Source organism: Paraburkholderia sp. SIMBA_030 (assembly GCF_046535245.1).
In the GTDB taxonomy this organism is placed as follows: domain Bacteria; phylum Pseudomonadota; class Gammaproteobacteria; order Burkholderiales; family Burkholderiaceae; genus Paraburkholderia.
This window is the reverse complement of record NZ_JAWRXB010000815.1, coordinates 1-263: the sequence shown is the minus strand read 5'-3', so window position 1 is coordinate 263 and position 263 is coordinate 1. Positions and strand designations below refer to the sequence as shown.

Sequence of the window (263 nt, the reverse complement as noted above, 5' to 3'; positions counted from 1 at the left end):
ACGCGTAAAAGCAGTCGCAGTCGCAGTGGATGATCTTGCGCACGCGCGGCGGCGCATCGCCGGGCGGCGGCTCGCGCGGAGAATCGGCAGGCGGGATGATGGTCGGATTCACGGTGCCGATACTGTACAAAAACACAGTGCCGGTTTCAACTGTCGCGTACTGCCGCGTTCGGGCGCCCCGTACCGGCGCGCTTCGCACGGATCGTACCGCCGCGCGCACGGGGCGGCCCCTATACTCGTCTGCCACGACATACGAAACGCAC

At 66.2% G+C, this 263-nt stretch carries 1 pseudogene; it reads right to left on the bottom strand.

What is annotated here, in order from left to right:
* A pseudogene (locus SB772_RS42250) lies at positions 1-136 on the bottom strand (DNA polymerase IV); the annotation flags it as partial.
* Positions 137-263 lie beyond the last annotated feature (127 nt).